Here is a 23811-nt window from a genome sequence, read left to right on the forward strand (position 1 = left end):
ACTATGGATCGTCGCTCTTTTTTGCGGACCTCGACCATCGGGGGCGCGGCGGCTGCTGCGTCAACTCTGGCGGCTCCGGCAATCGCGCAGGGCAATATCACCTGGCGCATGGTCACCACCTGGCCGCGTAACTTCCCCGGTCTGGGCGTCGGCGCACAGCGTCTGGCCGACCGTATCACCACCGCTTCGGGTGGCCGTCTGACCGTCGAGGTTTACTCGGCTGGTGAGTTGGTGCCGCCGCTGCAGTCGCTGGACGCGGTGATCGACGGCACGGCCGAGATGAGCCACGGTGCCGCCTATTACTGGCAGAATAAATCCGTCGCGCTGTCGTTCTTTACCGGTGTGCCCTTCGGCATGACCTCGCGCGAGATGGCGTCATGGGTGCGCTATATGGGCGGCCAAGAGCTTTGGGACGAGGTTTACGACCAGTTCGGCGTGCAGGGCTTCCTGTCCGGCGACACCGGCACCCAGACCGGCGGCTGGTTCAAGAACGAGATCACCGGATTGTCCGACCTGCAGGGTCTGCGCTTCCGCACCCCGGGTCTGGGCGGTCAGGTCTGGCAGGCGCTGGGCGTCAGCGTCACCAATATGGCCGCGGGCGAGATTTTCCAGTCGCTGCAGTCGGGCACGCTGGATGCCGCAGAATTCGTTGGCCCCTATAACGATCTGGCGCTGGGCTTCTATCAGGTGTGCAACCACTACTACACCTCGTCCTTCGTCGAGCCGGGTCTGGCCACCGAACTGGTTGTCGATAAGGCCAAATATCAGGCCCTGCCCGATGACCTGCAGGCGATCATCCGCGATGTCTCGCAGGCGGAATACGACCAAGTGGCGTCGGACTTCTATGCCAATGATCCGCGCGCGCTGAACACGCTGGTCAACGAGCATGGCGTGACCCTGCACAACGCCTTCCCCGATGACGTGGTCGAAGCCGCAGCCGGTGCCGCCAAGGAAATCATTGGCGGCATCCTGAACTCGGACGACGATCTGACCCGTCGTGTGGCGCGCAGCTTCATCGATTCGATGAACCTGACCCGCACCCGTACCGAGGCCACCGATCTGACCTATGCTCTGGCACGCCAGCGCTATCTGGATTACTCGGATCTGTAAGCCAAAGATACGCCACGTGCGCGCCAAAATCCTTGACGGCGCGCACAAACTGCGTATTCCGAGACACATTCTTGGAGCCCGGTCCGAGCAATCGCACCGGGCTTTTTTCATCCTAGGCATCCATTCGGGAGCTTCCCATGCATAGCCTGTCTGTCATCATGCGCGCGATCAACGGGCTCAACCGGCTGATCGGCGGCATCTTTTCCTGGCTCTCGGTCGCCATCGTGGTGGTCTGCTTCTGGGTGGTTATCGAGCGCTACTTCTTCGGCAACACCCGCCTGTGGATGCAGGATCTCTACCCTTGGCTCAGCGGCGTGATGTTCACCGCTGTCGCCGGCTACGCGCTGCTCAACAACGACCATGTGCGCGTCGATATTTTCTACCGCCCGACCTCGAGCCGCAACAAAGCCTGGATGGACCTGATCGGGGTTTTGGTCTTCCTGCTGCCGTTCACCTATGTCGTGGCGATCTATTGCTACACCTTCGTGGCGCGCTCTTGGGGGCTGCGCGAGGGCTCGGCCAATCCGGGCGGCGCCGAAGGTCTGTTCCTGGTCAAGGGCTTCATTCTGGTGTTCGCCGCGACATTGGCCCTGCAAGGGATCTCGATGCTGATCCGCTCGATCCTGATCCTGAGGGGCCGCGAGGATCTGGTGCCGCATGATTACCGCTATGAAACGCTGATGGGATAGATACGATGGATTTGACTCTTATCGGCGAGATTATGGCCGGAGCCATGTTCCTCGGCGTCATCGGCATGCTGATGCTGGGCTTTCCGGTCGCCTTTACGCTGGCCGGCACCTCGATCATCTTCGGGCTTATCGGCCTGTCGCTGGGTGTTTTCGACTTTTCCAATATGGCCGCGCTGGCCGGTCGCTATACCGGTTATATGACCAACGAAGTGCTGGTCGCGGTGCCCTTGTTCATCTTTATGGGCGTGATGCTCGAGCGGTCGAATATCGCCGAGCAACTCTTGACCACGATGGGCAAGCTGTTTGGCAATATGCGCGGCGGGCTGGGCATCTCGGTGATCATCGTCGGCGCGCTCTTGGCGGCCTCGACCGGGGTTGTCGGCGCTACCGTGGTGACCATGGGGCTGATCTCGCTGCCAGCGATGATCAAAGCGGGGTATGACCCTAAGCTTGCCTGCGGCACGATCAGCGCTTCGGGCACTTTGGGGCAGATCATCCCGCCCTCGACGGTGCTGATCTTCATGGGCGATATGATCGCCGGTATGCACAGCCAAGCGCAGATGCAGATGGGCAATTTCGCCCCCAGTGCAGTGTCGGTGGGCGATCTGTTTGCCGGTGCGTTCTTTCCCGGTCTGCTGCTGGTCGGCATCTATATCGCCTATATGCTGTTCATGGCAGTGGTGCGGCCCGAAAGCTGCCCGGCCACGCCGGTGCCCGAAGACGAGCGCAAGGACCTGCCGCGCGAGATCATCGTCGCGCTGGTGCCGCCGCTGCTGTTGATCATCGCGGTGCTCGGCTCGATCCTTGGCGGCATTGCCACCCCGACCGAAGCCTCATCGGTGGGCGCGGTGGGCGCGACCCTGCTGGCCACGCTGCGCGGCAAGATGTCCTTCGCGATCCTCAAGCACACCGCGCATGCGACCGCCAAGATCACTTCGATGGTGTTCGTGATCCTGTTCGGCGCCTCGGTGTTCTCGGTGGTGTTCCGCCAGATGGGCGGCGATGATCTGGTGCATGAGTTCCTCTCGAACATCCCCGGCGGCGCGATGGGCGCGATGATCGCGGTGATGATCGTGATGTTCGTGCTCGGCTTCATCCTCGACACCTTTGAGATCATCTTCATCGTGCTGCCGATCACCGCGCCGACCCTGCTGTTGCTCGGCGTCGATCCGATCTGGCTGGGAGTGATGATCGGGGTGAACCTGCAGACCAGCTTCCTGACACCGCCCTTCGGCTTTGCGCTCTTCTACCTGCGCGGGGTGGCTCCGGCGAGCGTATCGACGGGGATGATCTATCGCGGGGCGGTGCCTTTCGTGATCCTGCAGATCATCGCCATCGTGCTGCTGTTCATCTTCCCCGGTATTGTCACCTGGCTGCCGGATCAGCTGTATTGATACACTCTGGCGGTCCGCATGATGCGGGCCGCTGGCCTTGCGGATAAGATGCGGGCCTTCCTGCCCTGCGCCACTGCGGATTGGCGCAAAGAATGAGTTCCCCCATGCTGGCGGTTTTCCTGCAAACGCTTCCGTTTTTCGCGATCATCGGCCTTGGCTACGGGGCGGGGAAAATCGGGATGTTCCCGCCTGAAGCCACCGCATGGCTGACCAAATTCGTGTTCTATTTCGCGCTGTCGGCGCTGTTGTTCGGCTTTGCCGCGCAGATGTCGCTGGCGGATATTTTCGAGCCGCGCTCGGCGGCGGCCTATCTGCTGGGCTGCATGGTGATCTATGCCATCGCGCTGGGGGTGGCGATGCTGCGCCGCCGTCCGATCACCGAGGCGGTGATGGAGGCGCAGACCGCGATCATTGGCAACACCGGCTTTCTGGGCGTGCCGATGCTGGTGCTGCTGCTCGGCCCCGAGGCGGCGGCGACGGTGATCCTTGTCTTGGTGATCGACCTGATCGTATTTTCCAGCCTGCTGACCATCGTGATCACCGCCGCCAACGAGGGGCGGCTGTCGCCCAAACTACCGCGGATCATCGGCCTTGGGTTGATCAAGAACCCGATGGTTGCCTCGATGGCTGCCGGATTGGTGTGGTCGGCAACCGGCTTGGGATTGGCCGAGCCGGTGCGCGCGACCACCGACCTCTTAGGTGCTGCCGCCACGCCGGGCGCGTTGTTTGCCATTGGCGCCAGCCTGACCGCGAATAGCGCCGAGCGGCTGACCGTGGCCGGTTGGCTGAGTTTCGCCAAGCTGGTCCTGCATCCCGTCGCCGTTGCCATCGCCGCGATCTGGATTTTCCGCGCCGATCCCTTTGCCGCCGGTGTGCTGATCTCGGCGGCGGCGCTGCCGGTGGCGGGCAACGTCTATATTCTGGCGCAGCATTTCAACGTCGCGGTGGCCCGTGTCTCGGCGGCGATCCTGATCTCCACGGTGCTGAGTGTGATCACAGTGCCGATTGTGCTGGCCCAATTCACCGGCTGAAACGCCAAAACCCGCCGATATCGCCGGTTTGCGCAAATAATCATGCGAAAGGGGCAAAAATGCCCCCCTTGGGACGCTTGCAGGGCCTCTAGCCGCTCCCTATATAGCCATCGAAGCCGGAGAGACGCTCCGATCAGGAGAGGCTCCGGGAATTGGGATCGGCGCGACGAAGCCTTACGGGATCGCCGTGCCAAAACATCGCCGAAGGAAGAGGAAAAGCATCATGGCTAAAGTCATCGGGATTGACCTGGGGACAACCAACAGCTGCGTGGCTATCATGGACGGCTCGCAGCCCCGTGTTATCGAGAACGCAGAAGGCGCACGCACCACGCCGTCGATCGTCGGCTTCACCGAAAGCGAGCGTCTGGTCGGCCAGCCTGCCAAGCGTCAGGCGGTCACCAACCCGACCAACACCGTCTTTGCTGTTAAGCGCCTGATCGGCCGCCGTGTGGGCGAGCCCGAAGTCGAAAAAGACAAGAAACTGGTCCCTTATGAGATCGTCGACGGCGGCAATGGCGACGCATGGGTGTCCGTGCGCGGCGAAAAATACAGCCCGTCGCAGGTCTCGGCCTTCATTCTGCAAAAGATGAAAGAGACCGCTGAGTCGTATCTGGGCGAAGACGTCACCCAGGCCGTGATCACCGTGCCCGCCTATTTCAACGACGCCCAGCGTCAGGCCACCAAAGACGCCGGCAAGATCGCCGGTCTTGAGGTGCTGCGCATCATCAACGAGCCGACCGCCGCCGCTCTGGCCTATGGTCTGGACAAGAAAGAAACCAAAACCATCGTCGTTTACGACCTTGGTGGCGGCACTTTCGATATCACCATTCTGGAAATCGACGACGGTCTGTTCGAAGTGAAATCGACCAACGGCGACACCTTCCTCGGTGGTGAAGACTTCGACATGCGGATCGTCAACTATCTGGTTGATGAGTTCAAAAAAGAGAACGGCGTTGACCTGTCGCTCGACAAAATGGCGCTGCAGCGTCTGAAAGAAGCTGCGGAAAAGGCCAAGATCGAACTGTCGTCGAGCCAGCAGACCGAGATCAACCAGCCGTTCATCTCGATGGACAAGAACACCGGTCAGCCGCTGCATATGGTCATGAAACTGACCCGCGCCAAGCTGGAATCGCTGGTCAGCGACCTGATTCTGCGCTCGATGAAGCCCGCAACGCAGGCTCTGAAAGACGCTGGTCTGACCAAGGGCGACATCGACGAGGTGGTTCTGGTCGGCGGTATGACCCGCATGCCGCGCGTCATCGAAGAGGTCACCAAATACTTCGGCAAAGAGCCGCATAAAGGTGTGAACCCCGACGAAGTGGTGGCGCTGGGTGCCGCAATTCAGGCCGGCGTTCTGCAGGGCGACGTGAAAGACGTTGTGCTGCTGGATGTGACCCCGCTGTCGCTGGGTATCGAAACGCTGGGTGGCGTGTTCACCCGTCTGATCGACCGCAACACCACGATCCCGACCAAGAAGAGCCAGGTGTTCTCGACCGCGGACGACAACCAGAACGCGGTGACCATCCGGGTGTTCCAGGGTGAGCGCGAGATGGCGGCCGACAACAAGATGCTCGGCCAGTTCAACCTCGAGGGCATTCCGCCGGCACCGCGTGGCATGCCGCAGATCGAAGTCACCTTTGACATCGACGCCAACGGCATCGTCAACGTTTCGGCCAAAGACAAGGCCACCGAGAAAGAGCAGAAGATCACCATCGCTGCGTCGGGTGGTCTGTCGGATGCCGACATCGATCAAATGGTCAAGGACGCCGAAGCCAACGCCGAGGGCGACAAAGCCCGCAAAGAGTTGGTCGAAGCCCGCAACCAAGCGGAAAGCCTGATCCACTCGACCGAGAAATCGCTTGAGGAATACAAGGATAAGGTCGATCCGACGACCGCCGAGGCGATCGAACTGGCAATTGCCGCGCTCAAGGACACGCTTGAAGGCGACGACGCCGAAAAGATCAAATCGGGCACCAACAACGTCCGCGACGCGTCGATGAAACTGGGTGAGGCGATCTATAAGGCGCAGGCCGAAGCCGCCGAAGCCCCCGAGGCCGAGGGCGCCGAAGACGAGCCGCGCCCGGTCGATGACGACATCGTAGATGCCGACTTCGAAGACCTCGACGACAACAAGCGCGACTGACGCTTCACACTTCGTAGGGCCCCGGCCGGTTTCGCCGGACCGGGGCTCTGCCCATGAAAGCGAGGTCCATAATGGCTAAGCGCGATTACTACGATGTTCTTGGCGTTTCGCGCGGGGCATCGGCGGACGAGTTGAAGAAAGCCTATCGCACCAAGGCCAGAGAGCTTCATCCCGACCGCAACAAAGACAACCCTGACTCTGAGGCCTTGTTCAAAGAAGCGAACGAAGCCTATGAGGTGCTCAAGGACGCCGATAAAAAGGCCGCCTATGACCGCTATGGTCATGCGGCCTTCGAGGGCGGCATGGGCGGTGCACCACGTGGCGGCCAGCGCGGCCATCCCGGCGGTGACTTCAACTCGGCCTTCTCGGATGTGTTCGAGGATCTGTTCGGCGACTTCATGGGCGGTCGCGGTGGCGGCACGGCCCGTCAACGCGCCAGCCGTGGGTCGGATCTGCGCTATAATATGCGCATTTCGCTTGAAGAGGCGCATCAGGGCTCGCAGAAATCGATCCGCGTGCCCACCCTCTCGGCCTGTGACGAATGCTCGGGCACCGGTGCCGAAGGCGGCGCGGAGCCGGTCACCTGCCCGACCTGTTCGGGGATGGGCAAAGTGCGCGCCCAGCAGGGGTTTTTCACCGTCGAGCGCACCTGCCCGACCTGTGCCGGTCTCGGCCAGATCGTCAAGAACCCGTGCAAATCCTGTAAAGGCGCGGGCCGCGTAGAAAAAGAGCGCTCGCTGTCGGTAAACATTCCGGCAGGCGTGGAAACCGGCACCCGTATTCGCCTCTCGGGCGAGGGCGAGGCCGGTATGCGCGGCGGGCCAGCGGGCGATCTTTATATCTTCATCGAGGTGGCAGATCACCAGATCTTCCAACGCGACGGGATGGATCTTTATTGCCTGGTGCCGGTCAGCTTCACCACCGCGGCCTTGGGCGGCGAGGTCGAAGTGCCGACCATCGACGGCGGCCGCAGCCGGGTCAAAGTGCCCGCCGGTGCGCAGTCGGGCAAGCAGATGCGCCTGCGCGCCAAGGGCATGCCGGCGCTGCGTGGCGGCGGTGTGGGCGATATGATGATCGAACTGGCCGTCGAGACGCCGGTCAACCTGTCGACGCGGCAAAAGGAATTGCTGCGCGAGTTCGACGAGTTGGGCGAGAACAACCATCCCGAGGGCTCGAGCTTCTTTGGCAAGGTCCGCAGTTTCTGGGACGGAATGAAGAGCTGATCTCAGGCTCTTGGTAAGACTTTGGCGCGCGCAGATCTGATGGGTCTGCGCGCGTTAAATATTTGGCAACCAGTTCTCGGCAGGCTGGGGCCATGTCACGCGCCAAGGTCCAGATCGATTCGATGTCCGAGATGTCTCTGCCGCTGTTCCTGCCCTCAGCGCCCGCAGAGACGCGCGCTGGCGCCGCTTCTGCCCCCAAACCGCCGTCATACCTGCGCGACCACCGCAAGCGCCTGCGCAGCCGGTTTCTGGAGGGTGGCGCCGATGCAATGCCGGATTACGAGCTGCTGGAATTACTGCTGATGGGGGCGATCCCGCGCCGCGATGTCAAACCTCTGGCGCGGGCCTTGTTGGAGGAATTCAACGACCTCGCCAGCGTCATTGCCGCGCCTGCGCCGAAACTGGCGCAGCAAGAGGGGGTCGGCCCTTCGGTGATCTGCGCGCTGCATCTGGCGGGCGCGATTGCCGCGCGCACCGCCCGCTCACGGGTGCTGAACCGGCGGGTGATCTCCAGTTGGGACGCGCTGCTGGAGTATTGTCACACGGTAATGTCGCACCGCGATGTCGAACATGTGCGGGTGCTGTTTCTGGATCGCAAGAACTGCCTGCTTACCGATGAGGAATTGGGCCGCGGGACCGTCGATCATGTGCCGGTCTATCCGCGGGAAATCCTGCGCCGCGCGCTGGAACTCGGTGCCTCGGCGTTGATACTGGTGCACAACCATCCCTCGGGCGATCCGACCCCCAGTCAGGCGGATATCGCAATGACCGAGCGCATCAGGCAGGGCGCCGAGGCGCTCTCGCTGGTGCTGCATGACCATCTGATCATCGGTGCCTCAGCGGAATATAGCTTTCGCGCCAACGGGTTGTTGTGAGCTAGTCACTGACAGGCGGCAGCGCCGGAACCTCCAAGCGAAAAGGGCCGCGGGTGACTATGGGTGGGCGCGCGGACCCGCGCCACATCGCGCGCATTGGAGCATGGATGTCGGTTGGGCCGCAGGTGACATCGCTAAGGCGCCCTGCCGGGGGTAGGGACCGGCGCTGCCCGTGCAGGGCACGGGCCTGAGCGATGCCAAAGCAGGCATGAGTTGGCACCCTTGGAACGGCCAAAGGCCGGGATGACCCCGGCCGTTGAGCATTTATTGTCAGCGCTTAGCGCAGGGCGGCGATTTGCAGCGGGGGCAGCACGCCCGGCAGGACCACAAAGCCGCCGGTGCCGTCACAATCCGGCATATCCAGATGGATGGCACGGGTGCGGGCCGCCGCGTCGCCGCGCATCTCGATCGATTCCGCGACCAGCGGGCGGCCACAGCTTGCCGCGGTCACCGGTGCTTCGATTTCCAGCGTTACCGAGCCGCTGCGCGAGGATTGGCCCGAGGGGAAGGAATAGACCTGCACCATATGGCCATCCGCCAGTTCGGGATCACCGAGCACGGTCAAAAACCCGTGGTCCTCGACATTCGGCTCTTGCGGGTTGCCCGCATGGATATGGCCGTTGGCGCCAAATTCCGCGCCGAATTCATAGGCATGCAGCAAAAGCGTCGCCGGTCCTTCCCATTGCAGCGCCACGCGCTCGATCTGGTCCAGTTCCTCGACAAAGGTGCTGTCGGATTGCACGCGCCCATCGGGGAAGGTGACGTTCAGCGTGGCGTCGTCGATCAAGGCTGGCACCATCAGCATCAACTGCCCGTCCTGATCGATTTGCGTGTCAAAGGTCAGCCCGGCGTGTTCCACCTGCACCCGCGCATCACGGTCGCAGGGCGCGTAGACGCTAGCCTCGAGCATCGCGCCCTCGGCGGGTGTGACCACCAGCCAGACCGCACAGGCAGCAAGTTCGGCCGAGAGGTCTTCGTCAATCTCGCTCACCGGCAGGGCGGTGTCTGTGCTGGCCATGTCCGTCGCGTCGCCCCCCTCGCCCATATCATCGTTCAGGGCGGCTTGGGTGTCGCGCGGCGTCTCAGCGGCATCTGCATCGCGCGCGGCGAGTTCAACCGCGGGCAGGATGCTGGCGCTGGTCAGCGGGGCGGCTGGCGTGTTGCTATCTTCGGTGCTGCTTGCTTGCGGGGTGCTCACCTGCGCTTGCGGGGCGCTGTCTTGCGCCACATCCGCGGCGCGCGCCTCGACCTGCAGGTCATTCACCGGCTCGGAATCCGCGACAGAGACCAGAGAGGCCACCGAGGTTTCGGCCCGCACTTCCGGCTCGGGCGCTTGCGCCACGCTCTGCGAGGCCTCGCCCAGCGCTGCGATCTCTTGCGACTTCTGGAATTGGGTGCCTGCAACCACAGCAACCCCAAGCACGACTGCCGAAATGGCAACAACGCGAACCCTGTTCATGGCGAACTCCGACTCGTTTAAATACAAGTCCAGTTCTGCCCGTAGAAAGGGGCAGCTTTGGGGCGCCCCTCGGGTGGTTTCGGGGCATGGTTAACCCCGAAACCCTTGTTAACCTTAGGCCAGACGGCCGTGGCAGTGCTTGAATTTCTTGCCCGAGCCACAGGGGCAATTCTGGTTGCGGCCCGGATTACCCCATGTCGACTGATCGTTCTCGTCAAAGCCGGGCAGCGCCGCCTCGGGGTCGGCCTGTGGGGTGATCCGCGGCAGATCGGTCGGCGTTTGCAGCCGCCCGCCGGCATCACCCGTCGGGTTCTGCGCCGCCATTTGCGCAGCCATCTGTTCCTGCTCTTCGGGCGTCAGCGGGCGGATACGCGCCAGTTGGTGGGTGATATCCTCGCGCAGGGCCGAAAGCATATGCTCAAACAGGACGAAGGCTTCGGATTTATACTCATTGAGCGGATCGCGCTGCGCCAAGCCGCGGAAATTCACCGCCGAGCGCAGATGTTCCAGCGTCACGATATGCTCGCGCCATTTGCCGTCGATGACCTGCAGCAGAAGCTGTTTCTCGATGTTGCGCATCGTATCGGAGGAAAACGCCGCCTCTTTCTCGGCCATCATCGCATCGGCGGCCTCGGTGATCCGGTTGCGCACCACCTCTTGATCGACACCGTCTTCCTCGGCCCATTCGGCGACCGGCAGGTCAAGGTTCAGCTTGTCCTTGATCTCGGTGGCCAGCAGCTCGACGTCCCACTGATCGGCATAGCTGCCCTGCGGCATCGCCTGCGCGACCAGCTCGTCAACCGTGGCGTGGCGCATGTCTTCGACGATCTCGGACAGATCCTCGGCCTCAAGGATTTCCAGCCGCTGGTTAAAGATCACGCGGCGCTGGTCGTTCATCACGTTGTCGAACTTCAGCAGCGTCTTGCGGATGTCAAAGTTGCGCGCCTCGACCTTGGCCTGCGCTTTCTCCAGCGATTTATTCACCCAAGGATGCACGATCGCCTCGCCGTCCTTCATGCCCAGCGTCGAGAGCACTTTCTCAAGCCGTTCCGAGCCGAAGATGCGCATCAGATCGTCTTCGAGCGAGAGGAAGAACACCGATTTGCCGGGGTCTCCCTGACGACCCGAACGACCGCGCAGCTGGTTGTCGATGCGGCGGCTCTCATGCCGCTCGGTGGCCAGAACGAACAGACCGCCCGCCGCCAGCACCTTCTCGCGCTCGGCCGAGACCTCGGCCTCGATCCGCGCGCGGGTGGCGACCGGATCAGCCTCGGGATCAGCCTCAAGCGCGTCCATCACCTGCATGTCGATATTGCCGCCAAGCTGGATGTCGGTGCCGCGACCGGCCATATTGGTGGCGATGGTCACCGCGCCCAGACGTCCGGCCTCGGCGACGATATGCGCCTCGCGCTCATGCTGGCGGGCGTTGAGGATGTTATAGCTGATCTTCGCGCCATCGAGCAGCGCCGCCAGTTCCTCGGATTTCTCAATCGAGGTGGTGCCGACCAGAACCGGCTGACCCTTGACATGCGCTTCCTGAATCGCCTCAACCACACCGTTGAACTTCTCGGTGGCGGTTTTATAGACCTGATCGTGTTCGTCTTCGCGGGCAATCGGGCGGTTGGTGGGGATTTCCACCACGCCGAGATTGTAGATTTCCTTGAATTCCTCGGCCTCGGTCGAGGCGGTGCCGGTCATCCCGCCGAGTTTGTTATACAGGCGGAAATAGTTCTGGAAGGTGATCGACGCCATGGTCACGGTCTCGGGCTGGATTTGCAGCCCTTCCTTGGCCTCAACCGCCTGATGCAGACCCTCGGACAATTGCCGCCCCAGCATCATCCGGCCGGTGAACTCGTCAATCAATACGATTTTCCCGTCGCGGACGATATAATGCTGGTCCTTGTGCATCATCTTATGCGCGCGCAGGCCTTGGTTGGCGTGGTGCACAACAGTGGTCGACTCAGGATCATAGAGCGACTGGCCCTCGGGCAGGATGCCTGCCTCTTGCAGCAGTTGCTCCATATGCTCGTTGCCTTCGTCGGTGAAGGTCACCTGACGGGCTTTCTCGTCGAGGTCGAAATCCTCATCGGTAAGGCTGGGGATCAGCTTGTCGACCATGACATAAAGATCGCCGCGCTCTTGGGACATGCCCGAGATGATCAGGGGCGTGCGCGCCTCGTCGATCAGGATCGAGTCGACCTCATCGACAATCGCGAAGTTATGGCCGCGCTGCATCATCTGCCCGAGGTCATTCTTCATATTGTCGCGCAGATAATCGAAACCCAGCTCGTTATTCGTCGCATAGGTCACATCGGCGGCATAGGCGGCGCGCTTTTCCTCGTCGGGCTGATGCGGCACGACAACGCCGGTGGTCATACCGAGTTTGGCAAAGACCTTGCCCATCCAGCTGGAGTCGCGGCGGGCGAGATAGTCGTTCACCGTCACCACATGCACGCCCTCACCGGTCAGCGCATTCAGATAGGCGGGAAAGGTCGCGACAAGGGTTTTACCCTCACCGGTTTTCATTTCGGCGATATTGCCTTGGTGCATGAAAATGCCGCCGATCAACTGCACGTCAAAGGCGCGCAACCCGAGCGCGCGAAACGCCCCCTCGCGGCAGTTGGCGAAAGCCTCGGGCAGCAGCGAATCCAGCCGCTCGCCATTCTGGTAGCGCTCTTTCAGCGCTTCGGTGCGGGCGATCAGCCCGGCGTCGTCGAGCGCTTTGAACTCGTCTTCCAGCGCGCTGATCTTTGCTACAAGCGGGCGCACGGCCTTAACTTTGCGATCGTTTGCGGTGCCGAACACCTTCCGGCTAATCGTCCCAAGGCCCAACATGTTATCTCCGCTCGCCGTTGTGTGACCGCTTGTTAACACCGACGGGGTTGCCGGTTTGCGGCTGCAATCCTAAACAGGCGCCGTAGTCACCTGTCTCTAGGTCCATTTTGGCATGTAAGGGGCGGGTTAGTTAGTGTCAATCTCAGGCCCCCGAATGGGGGCAATTCAGGAGCCCTGCATGTTCAAAAACGCATCATTTGTCGCTGCAACCGCGATTTTCGCGAGTTTCGCAGCCCCCGCGCTGGCGCAAGACGCCTCGACCGTGGTCGCGCGGGTGGGCGATGCCGAGATCACTCTGGGCCATGCGATTGTGCTGCGCGGACAGTTGCCGCAGCAATTCGCCCAGATCCCCGACGAGACCCTGTTTCCGGCGCTGATCGAGCAGTTGATCGAGCAAGAGCTGCTGGCGCAGACCCATGCGCCGGAGCTGACGCTGGGCGAGCGCCTGATGCTGGAAAACGAGAACCGCAATTTCATCGCCAATACCGCGCTGGCCGGTGTCGCCAATGCGGCGGTCACCGAAGAGGCGATCAACACCGCCTATGAGGCCTATGTCGCCGCGTTTTCCGAGGGCGAGCCGGTCACCGAATATAACGCCGCGCATATTCTGGTGCGCGAAGAAGAGGCCCGCGACGAGGTTGTCGCTGCTTTGGCCGAAGGCCGCGAGTTCGCCGAAGTGGCGCAGGAGTTCTCGGTCGATGGTTCGGCGCAGCAGGGCGGCGACCTTGGCTGGTTCTCGGCCGGAATGATGATCCCGACCTTCCAAGAGGCGGTCGAGGCGCTTGAGCCCGGCGAGATTTCCGAGCCGGTGGAAACCCAGTTCGGCTGGCATGTGATCAATCTGATCGAAGTGCGCGACGCCAGCGCCCCGCCGCTGGCCGAAGTGCAAGAGGAACTGGCCGCCGAACTCCAGCGCGAAGCGACCCGTGCGATGATCGCCGAATTGCGTGAGGGTGCCGAGATCGAGAACCTCTCGGAAGATCTGGAACCGGCCCTGCTCAGCCAGCGCGATTTGCTGGACGAATAAGAAAACTCGGCGTAACTTCCGCGCCACCCCGGCCCGCACCGCACCGGTGCGGGTCTTTTGCGTTGAAGGAACACGCGCCGTGGCCAAACAGAATAAAGACACCTCCAGTAAACCGAAACGCGCCAAATTGGAAAAGCGCGTGGCCAAGTGGAAATCCCGCGCCAAATCGCTGGCCAAGGAGCTTGAGGCGCTGACCGCAGAGAAGCCCAAGGCCCCCAAGGTCTCGCCACTGGCGCCCAAGGGCGGCTTTCCGCAACTGCCGGTAATTGCCGGTGTCGACTTTGCCTCGGCGCAGGCCGGTGTGCGCTATAAGGGCCGCAATGACGTGATGCTGGCGCGGCTGGCGCCGGGCAGCGTGATCGCGGGCACGTTCACCCGTTCGGCGACCCGCTCGGCGGCGGTGCTCGATTGCCAGGCCAAGATTGGCACCAATGCCGAAGCGGATCAGGGCGCGGCAATCTTGGTGAACTCGGGCAATTCCAACGCCTTCACCGGCCAGCGTGGCCGCGATTCCGTTGAGGCGCTGACCCAGAATGTCGCGCAACTCCTCGACCTGCCGCTGTCGCGGGTATTTACCTCTTCGACCGGTGTGATTGGCGAGCCGCTGCCCCACGACCGGATTATCGCCAGCCTTGAGGAACTCGCCGGCAATCTCGCCGCCGATGGGATCACCGGCGCGGCGCAGGCGATCATGACCACCGACACGTTCCCCAAAGGCGCCACGGCCGAGATCGAGATCGGTGGCAAACCCGTGCGCATCGCCGGTATCGCCAAAGGCTCGGGGATGATCGCGCCGGATATGGCAACGATGCTGGTCTATATCTTCACCGATGCGGCGATCGGCCAGACCCAGTTGCAATCACTGGTCAGCCGGTTGACCGACACCAGCTTCAACTGCATCACCGTTGATAGCGACACCTCGACCTCCGACACGCTGCTGGTCGCCGCCACCGGACAAAGCGGCGCGGCGGAGATCACCGATCTGCGCTCACCAGAGGGCCGCGGTTTTGCCGAGGCGCTGGACGGGGTGATGCTGGATCTGGCGCATCAGGTGATCCGCGACGGCGAGGGGGCGACGAAATTCGTCGGCATCACCGTCACCGGCGCGACCAATGACGCGGACGCCAAACGTTGCGCCCTGTCGATTGCAAACTCGCCGCTGGTGAAAACCGCCGTGGCCGGCGAAGATCCGAACTGGGGGCGCATCGTCGCCGCAATCGGCAAATCCGGCGCCGCTGCTGACCGTGACCGGCTGGCGATCAGCTTTGGCGGTATCAGCGTCGCCACCAAAGGCATGGTCGATCCCGCTTACCGCGAGGCCGATGGCGCCGCTTATATGACGCGCGAAGAGATCGAGATCGGCGTCGATCTGGGGCTTGGCGATGGTAAATCCAAAGTCTGGACCTGCGACCTGACCCACCGCTATATCGAGATCAACGCCGACTACCGTTCCTGATCTCGCCCCCTCTCACCCCCACTTTATGCGTTAAATATCCTGGGGGTGAGCCGCCTTGCGGCGAGGGGGCAAAGCCCCCTGCCCTTCCCTGAACAAAGGCCAAGTGTTGATGAAAATTGTCTATGTCTCCGCCGTCGCCCTGATCGACGTCGACGGGCGGGTGCTCTTGGCGCAGCGGCCCGAGGGAAAGCCGATGGCCGGTCTTTGGGAGTTCCCGGGCGGCAAGATCGAAGCGGGCGAGACCCCTGAGGCGGCGCTGATCCGTGAGTTGCACGAGGAATTGGGCATCGAGACCTGGACCTCCTGCCTTGCGCCGTTGACATTTGCCAGCCACAGTTATGAGGACTTCCATCTTGTGATGCCTTTGTTCGCCTGCCGCAAATGGGAGGGGATGGTGACCCCGCGCGAAGGCCAAGAGCTCAAATGGGTGCGCCCGAAGGACCTGCGCAGCTATCCGATGCCCGCCGCCGATCTGCCCCTGATTCCCATCCTGCGCGACTGGCTGTGAGATTGTGGCAGCACCGGTCGAAATTGTTGGCCCTCCAGATACAATCGCACCCCGTTATCAGGACTGCGCTCAATTCGGAAACAAACCCCCATTAACTTGCTGTTAATTATGTCTTTTTCTTGTCAATTTGCTAGAAATGCCGCGTAAAATATGGCACTGAAGACGCTACAAAATCTGAGGGACACCATGCTTAAGACAATCATGATCGGCCGTTACCTGAGCATCCAAGGACAATTCATCCGCACCACACCGAACGGGCTGATGGTTGTGCGGATCGGCGACGAGACCTATGCCGGACGTCCGGTCAAAAAGACCGCCGCCTGACCCGTCAGCCGCGCTTGCTCACACGCCAGTGACAGGGCGCCGACCCCTCCAGAGGTCGGCGCCTTTTGCCGTTCAGGATGCCCCGACGCCGCGGCTTGTCGTCCCCGTAATGCGCGTCTAACATCCCGTGACATTTACCTTGAACGCCGGAACCCCGATGCAAAGTGACTTCTCCAAGACCCGCGCCGAATTCGACCTGCCCGAGGGGGTGATCTATCTCGATGGCAACTCGCTCGGCCCGCTGCCGCGCGGGGTGAGCGCGCGGGTGTCGCAGGCCATTCATGCGGAATGGGGGCAGATGCTGATCACCGGCTGGAACAAGGCCGGCTGGATGGAACTGCCGACCAAGATCGGCGACCGGATCGCGCGGTTGATCGGCGCCGAGACCGGCCATGTGGTGCTTGGCGACACGCTGTCGATCAAGGTCTTTCAGGCACTGGCCTCGGCGCTGGATCTGAACCCCGGCAAAAAGATCATCCTCTCGGATGACGGCAATTTCCCATCCGACCTCTATATGGCGCAGGGCCTGTGCCAGATGCTCGGCGACGGTTATGAATTGCGCACTGTGGCGCCCGAAGCGGTGATGGAAGCGATCACCGATGAGGTCGCGGTGTTGATGCTGACCGAGGTCGATTACCGCACCGGCCGCCGCCACGATATGCCGGCGCTGACCGCCAAAGCCCATGAACATGGCGCGCTCGCGGTCTGGGATCTGGCGCATTCGGCCGGTGCCACCGATGTGCGCGTCGCCGAAGGTGGTGCCGATTTCGCCATTGGCTGCACCTATAAATACCTCAACTCCGGCCCCGGCGGCCCCGCCTTCATCTATGTTGCGCCGCGCCATGCCGAGAAGGTGCGCCCCGCGCTGTCGGGCTGGCTGGGCCATGAGGCGCCCTTTGCCTTTGATCTCGATTACCGCCCCGGCAGTGGCATTGAGCGGATGCGCGTCGGCACGCCGCCGGTGTTGCAGATGGTGGCATTGGATGCGGCGCTCGATGTCTTTGACATGGTCGAGATCGACGATCTGCGCGCCCGCTCGCTGGAACTCACCGATGCCTTCATCGCCGCTGTCGAGGCGCGCTGCCCCGATCTGGTGCTGGCGACCCCACGCGCGCATGCGCTGCGCGGTTCGCAGGTGAGCTTCCGCCACCCCGAGGGCTATGCGATCATGCAGGCGCTGATCGCCCGCGGCGTGATCGGTGATTTCCGCGCGCCAGATATCATCCGCTTTGGCTTCACCCCGCTGTTCACCAGCTTTGAGGATGTGGCGGCAGCGGTGGAAATCCTTGCCGAGATCCTTGAAACCGGCGCGTGGGATCGCCCCGAATACAAAACCCGCGCCCGTGTGACCTAACCGCGTGACGTAACAGCGTGACCTGAGCTATCAAACGGTCGCCCTGCGGGCGGTGGCGAACCTTCGGCACCTGCGGTGCTGGGGGCTGTCTGCCCCCTCTTCGGCTGCCGCCAAATTCACCCCTGAGGATATTTCGGGCATAAAGTGGGGCGGGTTATCAGGCAAAACACCTGCCCTCTGCCGGTTGACGCGTGGGTAAATTTACTGTGGCGGGTGACATTTGGCGGCTCTGCGCTATGTTTAAAGGGTAACTGCGAAATGCGGAGCCCCCATGACAACCACCCTGACAATTAACGGCGCAGAGCATGTGATCGACGCGCCGGAAGACACGCCGCTACTGTGGGTGTTGCGCGATGAACTCGGCCAGACCGGCACGAAATTCGGTTGCGGGGTCGCCGCCTGCGGCGCCTGCACGGTGCATGTGGATGGCGAAGCGGTGCGCTCGTGCCAAGTGGCGCTGGCGGATGTTTGGGGGCAGGTGACCACGATTGAAGGATTGGGCACGCCCGACGCGCCCCATGCTTTGCAGGCCGCGTGGCTACGCCATCAGGTTGCGCAATGCGGCTATTGCCAGAGCGGGCAGATCATGCAGGCAGCGGCGCTATTGGCCGAAATACCTGCGCCAAGCGACGCGGATATTGATCAGGCGATGGCGGGCAACCTGTGCCGCTGTGGCACCTATGGGCGGATACGGGCGGCGATCCATGACGCCGCCGCCGAGTTGCAGGAGGCCGCGTTATGAGCCGGATCGGCAAGATCACCCGCCGCAGTTTTCTGGTTGGCGCGGTGGCGATCACCGGCGGCGTGGCCTTTGGTGTCTATAAAGTGCGGCAACCGGTGCCGAACCCGTTGAACCCCGAGGCCGGTGCGGCAATGAACGCGTTTTTGGTGATCGACCAGGAGGGCGTCACCGTGGTCTCGGGCCGCGCCGATATGGGGCAAGGCGCGCAGGGCACTTTGGCGGCTTTGGCGGCTGAGGAATTGGATGTGCCGTGGGAGCGCGTGCGGGTGGCGCATGGCCCGGCGTCGGCGGCCTATTACAACCGCGCTTTGGCCGAGAGCGTCGTGGGCGGCGCGGATTATGCGCTGTCCTCGTGGCAGCGCAGTCTCGGCGCGGCCTTGGGTGAGGTCGGCAAGCTCTTTGGCACGCAGATCACCGGCGGTTCGACCAGCATGCGCGACGGGTTCGACAAGCTGCGGCTGGCGGGGGCGAGCGCGCGCGAGGCGTTGAAACTGGCGGCGGCAGCGCGTTGGCAGGTTTCGGTCGAGGGGCTGACCACCGAGGGCGGCTTTGTGGTGACACCGGACGGCACAAGATTGAGCTATGCGGAACTGGCCGAGGAAGCGGCGCGGATCGAGGCGCCGCAGGTCGAGCCGCGCCCGCAATCCGAGTGGCGGCTGTTGGGAACCGCCTTGCCGCGCCCCGATATGCCCGCAAAGGTCACCGGCAGGGCGCCCTACGGGATCGACATGCGTTTGCCGGGGATGAAGTTTGCTTCGGTGCGGATGTCGCCACGGCTCGGCGGCGAGATGTTGTCATTCGATCCGGCACCGGCGCTGGCGATGGCCGGTGTCGAGCAGGTTCTCGACATCGGCGGTGGCATTGCCGTGGTCGCGCGCAACTCTTGGGCGGCGATGCAGGGCGCGCAGGCGGTGGATATCGACTGGGGCCCGGCGCCCTATCCGGCGAGCAGCGACGCGATATTTGCGCGGATCGCCGAGGCGTTTGACGAGAGTGCGAATTCGGAAATGCGCAGCGACGGGCCGGAGGCGCAGAGCGGCACCGAGGTGAGCGCCGAATACCGCCTGCCCTATCTGGCGCATGCGCCGATGGAACCGATGAACGCCACCGCGCTGTTTACCGGCGATGCGCTGGAAATCTGGACGCCCAATCAGGCGCCCTTGGTGCAGCGGATGGCTGCAGCGCGCGGCGCGGGGCTGGATCAGGCGGCGGTGACCGTGCACACCACGGTGATGGGCGGCGGGTTCGGGCGCCGCGGCGAGAGCGATTACTCGGAACTCGCCGCCCGCGTGGCGCGGCAGATGCCCGATGTGCCGGTGCAGGTCATCTGGTCGCGCGAAGAGGATATGACCCATGATTTCTATCGCCCGGCGGTGATTGCGCGGATGCGCGGCGTCGTCGCGGACGGGCAGGCCAAGCTGTTTGACGCGCGGATTGCCGGACAGGGGATCTCGGGGCAGGTGGGCCAGCGGATGTTCGGGATGGCGCCCCCCGGGCCGGATCGCACGCTGGTCGAAGGCGCGTTTGACCAGCCCTATGCGATCCCCAGCTACCGTGTGCGCGGCTATAATGCGGTGATGGATCTGCCGGTGGGATTCTGGCGCTCGGTCGGGGCCAGCCATAACGGGTTTGTCCATGAGAGCTTCATCGACGAGATGGCGATTGCGGCTGGGCGAGACCCGCTGGAGTTCCGGCTTGAGCATGTGCGCCCCGAAAGCACCGTCGCGGCGGGGGTGTTGGAGGCGGTGCGGGAGATGTCGGGCTGGGACCGCGAGCGAGCCGCTGGCACCGGACTGGGCGTGGCGATGACTTGGTCCTTTGGCACGCCGGTCGCGCAGGTTGTCGAAGTGCGTGACGAGGGCGGGCGTATCCGCATCGCGCGCGGCTGGATCGCTTGCGACACCGGTATTGTGCTCGACCCCGGCATTTTGCAGGCGCAGATGGAGGGGGGGATGATCTTTGGCCTCTCGGCGGCGGTGCACGGCAAGATCACATTCGCCGACGGGATGGTCGAGCAGCAGAATTTCCCCGATTACGACGCGCTGCGGATGTCGGGCGCGCCGGTTCTGGAGACGCGGATGCTGTCGAATAACCCGCATTTGGGTGGCGGTGGAGAGCCGGGCACGCCGCCTGCGGCGGCGGCGCTGGCCAATGCTCTCTATGATCTGACCGGCGTGCGGGCGCGGGAATTACCCTTGGAGGGGCAGTTCGACTTCATCCTCTAGGATTGCCGTTGGACGGGGGCTTTGCACCCCCGCCGGACCTGCGGTCCGCCCCCGCAGGATATTTGACGCATAAAGTGGGCGAGTCGGGTCAGGGCGCGCGCAGCAAGGTGATCCATGTCTCGCCGTAGCGGCGCTGGTCGAGGGGGGTGAAGCCTTCGGGCGGGGCTTGCGGGGTGTTTTCCTCCCAGACCACGGTGGCCTCGGGGGCGATCCAGCCACCCGCCTGCGCCGAAGCGAGGGCTTTGGCGCCGAGATTGAGGCCGTAGGGCGGATCGAGGAAGATCAACCCAAAGGCAGCCCCGCGATTGGCGCCGAGATCGATGGCGTTGCGGCGGAACAGGCGAGTGTGGCCCATTGCGCGCAGTTTCTCGATATTGCTGCGGATCAGCGCCCGCGCGGCGGCGCCGTCATCAACCAATGTGACCTGCGTGGCGCCGCGCGACAGGGCCTCGAGCCCGAGCGCGCCGGTGCCGGCAAAGAGATCAAGCACCCGCTGCCCGCGCACCAGATCGCCCCATCGGCCTTGGCAGAGCGCGTTGAACAGCGCCTCGCGGACGCGGTCAGGCGTCGGGCGCAGATGCGCGGCGGCATCGCCCTGACCCACGCTGGCCAATTGCGTGCCACGGTGGCTGCCGCCGACAATGCGCATTACTTCAGCAAGGCTTTCAGCTCGGTATCCGGGTCGGCCACGGCCTCGGCGGCGGGGGTTTTTCCCTGTTCCAACAAGCGCTTGCCAACCATATAGGCGCGCGGATCATTCATCGCATCGACCGAGATGAACTGCCCCTCGCGGAAATACCAATGGCTGCGCGCGGTGCCGGTCTCGCGGGTGACGATCCGGTCATAGCCGCTGTTGAGCCCGGCGATCTGCAGTTTCATGTCGTATTGATCCGACCAGAACCACGGCATCGGCGCATAGGCTTTATCTGCCGCGAGCATGTTCTCCGCCACCGCCTCGGCCTGATCAATCGCGTTCTGCACGCTTTCCAGCCGCAGCCGCGTGCCTTGATAGGTGAAGGAGGCGCAATCCCCCGCGGCCCAGATCGACGGGTCCGAGGTGCGGCCGAAATCATCCACTGCGATGCCGTTCTCAAGCGTCACGCCTGCTGCCTGCGCCAGATCGGCGGCGGGGCTGATGCCGATGCCGACAATGACGAAATCCACCTCCAGCACCGAACCGTCGGCAAGTTCTGCCGCCTGCACACGGCTGTCGCCGGTGAGCCGCGTCAGGCCGAGCCCCTCACGGATCGTCACCCCGTGGCTCTGGTGCAGGGCGCGCATCACATCGGCGGTCTCAGGCGAAGCCACGCGGCCCAGAATGCGCGGCGCGGCTTCGATCAGGGTCACATTCAGCCCTTTTTGCGCCGCCACTGCCGCCGCCTCGAGCCCGATATAGCCGCCGCCGATGATCAACACGCGGCGGCCTTCGGTGAACTCGGCGGCCATCGCGTCGATATCGGAGAGGCGGCGCACGGCATAGACACCGGCAAGATCACCGCCAATCGCGGCGGGCAGTTGGCGCGGCTCGGCGCCGGTGGTCAATGCGAGCTGGTCATAGGGCAGTGCCTCATCGCCAAGCCAGACGGTTTTGGCGGCGGCGTCGATCCGGCTGACCTTGGTGTTCAGGCGCAGGGTGATATTCTGGTCGTCATAGAAAGCCTGCGGGCGCAGGAACAGACGGTCGAGGTCCATCTTGCCCAAGAGATAGGATTTCGACAGCGGCGGGCGTTGATAGGGGGGCACCGGCTCATCGCCGACCAGCGTAACATCGCCCGCATAGCCCAGCGCCCGCAGCTTCACCACCAGCGACGACCCGGCTTGTCCGGCGCCGATCACAACTATTCCTGCCATGGTTTCTCCCCTCTTGCCCTACGCCCACTGGAACCGGAGCGTTTCGGGCTATATATCTCATGGGATTGATCAATCCCAGAGTTTTTCCCCATAACAGGAGACCATTCCATGTCCATTTCCGTAGGCGACAAACTGCCCGAAGCCACCTTCGTGCGGATCGGTGCGAATGGCCCCGAAGAGGTCACGCTGTCCTCGCTGACCAAGGGCCGCAAAGTGGTGATCTTTGCCGTGCCGGGCGCGTTTACCCCGACCTGCCATTCGGCCCATATGCCAAGTTTCATTGACGCCAAGGACCAGCTCAAGGCCAAGGGTGTCGACGAGATCATCTGCGTGGCGGTGAATGATGCCTTTGTGATGCACAGCTGGGCCGAGGCCACCGGCGCGTCGAAAGCCGGGATCACCCTGCTGTCGGATGGCGACGGTGCCTTTGCGAAATCCATCGACATGGTGTTTGACGCGCCGCCGGTCGGGCTGTTCGGGCGCTCCAAGCGCTATGCGATGGCCGCCGAGGATGGTGTGGTGACGGTCTGGCACCCCGAGACAACCTCGGGCTGCGAAATCTCGGGCGGCGCGGCGATGGTCGAGGCGCTGTAAAGCCCCAGTGCAATGTACCATGTCAAAGGGGGTGCGGATCGCGCCCCCTTTGTGTTTGGCTTAGTCTTTGGCGAAACGGTCCATCGCCTCGGCCAGCACCACATCGAGATGGGTCAGCCCGTCGGCGCTATGGGTGGTCAGCACCACCTCAACACGGTTCCAGACGTTGCGCCATTCAGGGTGGTGATTGCGTTTCTCGGCCTCGATGGCAACGCGGGTCATCCAGCCAAAAGCGGCGTTGAAGGATTTGAACCGGAAGGTCTTGGCAATCGCATCGCGGGTGGCGTCATGCTCCCAGCCGGCGGCGGTCAGGTCAGCGAGCGCAGCCGTGCGGGCAGCGCCCTCGAGTTTTTCAGTTTTCATCATCTGCCTCTTTATCCAATTGCATCCCCCGCACCCGTGCCGGCCGGTCTTTGATCCGCTCCCAATAGGCGGAAAGCCCCGCGCGCATCGGGAACAGGCCGAATTCCGCGCCGAAGCCGATCTGGCTGCCGAGATAGACATCCGCCGCGGTGAATTTCTCGCCAAGAATATAGCGACGCTCGCTCAGATGCCCCTCGAGAGTGTCGAGCACATCCTCAAGCCGCCCGTAGCCAATCGCCCGCTCGCGCCCCTCGGGCACGACAAAACCGAACCCCGCATTGCTGATCGCCGCCTCAAACGGGCCAGCGCCGAAAAACAGCCAGCGGTAATAGGCGCCGCGCTGTTCGGGTGCTGGCGCAAGACCGGCCTCGGGAAAGGCGTCGGCGAGGTGCGCGCAGATCGCCGCGGCCTCGGTCACCACCTGCCCGTCATGGACAATCGCGGGCACTTTGCCCATCGGGTTGATCGCCAGATACTCGGGGGATTTCATCGTGCTCTGGTAGTCGAGCAGATGCGTGGTGTAGGGCGCGCCGATCTCCTCGAGCATCCAGCGGGTAATCACGCCGCGCGATTTCGGGTTGGTATAGAAATCGATCATCTGCCCTCCA

General features: G+C 63.1%; 21 protein-coding genes. 15 read left to right on the forward strand and 6 right to left on the reverse strand.

Annotated elements, in window-relative coordinates; all coding sequences use genetic code 11:
• Window positions 1–3: 3 nt before the first annotated feature.
• The 7 genes from DDE20_RS09485 (at window position 4) to radC (ending at window position 8465) form a co-directional block, all read left to right on the forward strand.
• Window positions 4–1110 carry a TRAP transporter substrate-binding protein gene (locus tag DDE20_RS09485; protein WP_116558232.1) on the forward strand — a complete coding sequence of 369 codons (1107 nt, stop codon included), beginning with the start codon at window positions 4–6 and terminating at the stop codon, window positions 1108–1110.
• 137 nt (window positions 1111–1247) lie between these two features.
• On the forward strand, window positions 1248–1799 hold the full coding sequence (locus DDE20_RS09490; protein ID WP_116558233.1) for a TRAP transporter small permease subunit: 552 nt from the start codon (window positions 1248–1250) through the stop codon (window positions 1797–1799).
• A gap of 5 nt (window positions 1800–1804) precedes the next feature.
• Complete coding sequence (locus DDE20_RS09495) at window positions 1805–3193, forward strand: TRAP transporter large permease (RefSeq protein ID WP_116558234.1); 1389 nt, start codon at window positions 1805–1807, stop codon at window positions 3191–3193.
• A 104-nt stretch (window positions 3194–3297) separates the two neighbouring features.
• Window positions 3298–4224 (forward strand): AEC family transporter, encoded by a 927-nt coding sequence (locus DDE20_RS09500; RefSeq protein WP_116558235.1) that lies wholly within the window; start codon window positions 3298–3300, stop codon window positions 4222–4224.
• Between the two features lie 223 nt (window positions 4225–4447).
• The gene (dnaK, locus tag DDE20_RS09505) at window positions 4448–6367 is read left to right on the forward strand and encodes a molecular chaperone DnaK (RefSeq protein ID WP_116558236.1); all 1920 of its coding nucleotides are present in this window, start codon (window positions 4448–4450) and stop codon (window positions 6365–6367) included.
• A gap of 71 nt (window positions 6368–6438) precedes the next feature.
• The gene (gene dnaJ / locus DDE20_RS09510; RefSeq protein ID WP_116558237.1) at window positions 6439–7590 is read left to right on the forward strand and encodes a molecular chaperone DnaJ; all 1152 of its coding nucleotides are present in this window, start codon (window positions 6439–6441) and stop codon (window positions 7588–7590) included.
• A 92-nt stretch (window positions 7591–7682) separates the two neighbouring features.
• The gene (radC, locus tag DDE20_RS09515) at window positions 7683–8465 is read left to right on the forward strand and encodes a RadC family protein (RefSeq protein WP_116558238.1); all 783 of its coding nucleotides are present in this window, start codon (window positions 7683–7685) and stop codon (window positions 8463–8465) included.
• 277 nt (window positions 8466–8742) lie between these two features.
• Here the strand turns inward: radC and DDE20_RS09520 are convergent, their stop codons facing one another.
• Complete coding sequence (locus DDE20_RS09520) at window positions 8743–9924, reverse strand: hypothetical protein (protein WP_133240334.1); 1182 nt, start codon at window positions 9922–9924, stop codon at window positions 8743–8745.
• 114 nt (window positions 9925–10038) lie between these two features.
• Complete coding sequence (gene secA / locus DDE20_RS09525; RefSeq protein WP_116558240.1) at window positions 10039–12759, reverse strand: preprotein translocase subunit SecA; 2721 nt, start codon at window positions 12757–12759, stop codon at window positions 10039–10041.
• A 178-nt stretch (window positions 12760–12937) separates the two neighbouring features.
• Here secA and DDE20_RS09530 point away from each other — a divergent pair, with 178 nt between their 5' ends.
• The 7 genes from DDE20_RS09530 (at window position 12938) to DDE20_RS09555 (ending at window position 20395) form a co-directional block, all read left to right on the forward strand.
• Complete coding sequence (locus DDE20_RS09530) at window positions 12938–13786, forward strand: peptidylprolyl isomerase (protein WP_165814469.1); 849 nt, start codon at window positions 12938–12940, stop codon at window positions 13784–13786.
• A gap of 169 nt (window positions 13787–13955) precedes the next feature.
• Window positions 13956–15242 (forward strand): bifunctional glutamate N-acetyltransferase/amino-acid acetyltransferase ArgJ, encoded by a 1287-nt coding sequence (gene argJ / locus DDE20_RS09535; protein ID WP_240607967.1) that lies wholly within the window; start codon window positions 13956–13958, stop codon window positions 15240–15242.
• 109 nt (window positions 15243–15351) lie between these two features.
• Window positions 15352–15750, forward strand: coding sequence for a (deoxy)nucleoside triphosphate pyrophosphohydrolase (locus DDE20_RS09540; RefSeq protein WP_116558242.1), 399 nt, complete (start codon window positions 15352–15354; stop codon window positions 15748–15750).
• A 186-nt stretch (window positions 15751–15936) separates the two neighbouring features.
• Entirely contained in the window at window positions 15937–16074 is a 138-nt protein-coding gene (locus DDE20_RS19000; RefSeq protein WP_165814470.1) for a hypothetical protein, read from the forward strand.
• 157 nt (window positions 16075–16231) lie between these two features.
• Window positions 16232–17428 (forward strand): kynureninase, encoded by a 1197-nt coding sequence (kynU, locus tag DDE20_RS09545; protein ID WP_116558243.1) that lies wholly within the window; start codon window positions 16232–16234, stop codon window positions 17426–17428.
• A gap of 271 nt (window positions 17429–17699) precedes the next feature.
• Window positions 17700–18170, forward strand: coding sequence for a (2Fe-2S)-binding protein (locus DDE20_RS09550; protein WP_116558244.1), 471 nt, complete (start codon window positions 17700–17702; stop codon window positions 18168–18170).
• Window positions 18167–20395, forward strand: coding sequence for a xanthine dehydrogenase family protein molybdopterin-binding subunit (locus DDE20_RS09555; RefSeq protein WP_116558245.1), 2229 nt, complete (start codon window positions 18167–18169; stop codon window positions 20393–20395). Before DDE20_RS09550 ends, DDE20_RS09555 begins: the two co-directional genes overlap by 4 nt.
• Window positions 20396–20483: 88 nt before the next feature.
• Here the strand turns inward: DDE20_RS09555 and rsmD are convergent, their stop codons facing one another.
• Both rsmD and DDE20_RS09565 read right to left on the reverse strand, forming a co-directional pair.
• The gene (gene rsmD / locus DDE20_RS09560) at window positions 20484–21044 is read right to left on the reverse strand and encodes a 16S rRNA (guanine(966)-N(2))-methyltransferase RsmD (protein ID WP_116558246.1); all 561 of its coding nucleotides are present in this window, start codon (window positions 21042–21044) and stop codon (window positions 20484–20486) included.
• Entirely contained in the window at window positions 21044–22246 is a 1203-nt protein-coding gene (locus tag DDE20_RS09565; protein WP_116558247.1) for an NAD(P)/FAD-dependent oxidoreductase, read from the reverse strand. The genes rsmD and DDE20_RS09565 overlap by 1 nt, the downstream gene beginning before the upstream one ends.
• Before the next feature lie 108 nt (window positions 22247–22354).
• On the opposite strand from DDE20_RS09565, the gene DDE20_RS09570 reads away from it, so the two are divergent.
• Window positions 22355–22840, forward strand: coding sequence for a peroxiredoxin (locus DDE20_RS09570; RefSeq protein WP_116558248.1), 486 nt, complete (start codon window positions 22355–22357; stop codon window positions 22838–22840).
• A 60-nt stretch (window positions 22841–22900) separates the two neighbouring features.
• Here the strand turns inward: DDE20_RS09570 and DDE20_RS09575 are convergent, their stop codons facing one another.
• Both DDE20_RS09575 and DDE20_RS09580 read right to left on the reverse strand, forming a co-directional pair.
• On the reverse strand, window positions 22901–23203 hold the full coding sequence (locus tag DDE20_RS09575; RefSeq protein WP_240607955.1) for a 4a-hydroxytetrahydrobiopterin dehydratase: 303 nt from the start codon (window positions 23201–23203) through the stop codon (window positions 22901–22903).
• Window positions 23193–23801 (reverse strand): glutathione S-transferase family protein, encoded by a 609-nt coding sequence (locus DDE20_RS09580; RefSeq protein ID WP_116558250.1) that lies wholly within the window; start codon window positions 23799–23801, stop codon window positions 23193–23195. The genes DDE20_RS09575 and DDE20_RS09580 overlap by 11 nt, the downstream gene beginning before the upstream one ends.
• Between the last annotated feature and the right edge of the window lie 10 nt (window positions 23802–23811).

This window comes from Pararhodobacter oceanensis (assembly GCF_003076755.1).
Taxonomy (GTDB): domain Bacteria; phylum Pseudomonadota; class Alphaproteobacteria; order Rhodobacterales; family Rhodobacteraceae; genus Pararhodobacter; species Pararhodobacter oceanensis.